Annotated in this window: 1 protein-coding gene; it reads right to left on the bottom strand. The window is 66.5% G+C overall.

The genetic code is table 11. From position 1 onward, the window contains the following. Positions 1-1,057: inositol-3-phosphate synthase (locus tag ACWD4A_RS35400; RefSeq protein ID WP_451200590.1), on the bottom strand; the 1,057-nt coding region annotated here is incomplete at both ends.

Here is a 1,057-nt window from a genome sequence, read left to right as displayed (position 1 = left end):
CTTGATGAACTTCTCGACGTTCTCACGGGCCTCGTCGTCGAAGTACTGCACCGGCGGCGACTTCATGAAGTACGAGGAGGCGGAGAGGATCGGGCCACCGATGCCGCGGTCCTTGGCGATCTTCGCGGCGCGCACCGCGTCGATGATGACGCCGGCGGAGTTCGGGGAGTCCCAGACCTCGAGCTTGTACTCCAGGTTCAGCGGGACGTCGCCGAACGCGCGGCCCTCGAGGCGGACGTAGGCCCACTTGCGGTCGTCCAGCCAGGCCACGTAGTCGGACGGGCCGATGTGGACGTTCTCCTCGCCGAGCTCGCGGTCGCGGATCTGGGAGGTGACGGCCTGCGTCTTGGAGATCTTCTTGGACTCCAGGCGCTCGCGCTCGAGCATGTTCTTGAAGTCCATGTTGCCGCCGACGTTCAGCTGCATCGTGCGGTCCAGGATGACGCCCCGGTCCTCGAACAGCTTCGCCATCACACGGTGCGTGATGGTGGCGCCGACCTGCGACTTGATGTCGTCACCGACGATCGGGACGCCCGCCTCGGTGAACTTGTCCGCCCACTCCTTGGTGCCGGCGATGAAGACCGGCAGGGCGTTGACGAAGGCGACCTTGGCGTCGATGGCGCACTGCGCGTAGTACTTCGCGGCGCCCTCGGAACCCACGGGGAGGTAGCAGACGAGGACGTCGACCTGCTTGTCCTTGAGGGTCTGGACGATGTCGGCCGGGGCCTCGGGGGACTCCTCGATGGTCTGGCGGTAGTACTTGCCCAGGCCGTCGAGGGTGTGGCCGCGCTGGACGGTGACGCCGGTGGCCGGCACGTCGCAGATCTTGATCGTGTTGTTCTCGCTGGCACCGATGGCGTCGGCGAGGTCGAGGCCGACCTTCTTCGCGTCGACGTCGAACGCGGCGACGAACTCCACATCACGCACGTGGTAGTCGCCGAACTGCACGTGCATCAGACCCGGCACGCGGCCGTTCGGGTCGGCGTCCTTGTAGTACTCGACGCCCTGCACCAGCGAGGCGGCGCAGTTGCCCACGCCGACGATGGCTACGCGAACC

Source organism: Streptomyces sp. NPDC002537, assembly GCF_053594975.1.
Note: the sequence above shows the minus strand (reverse complement) of the source record. Positions and strands in the feature narration are given on the sequence as shown.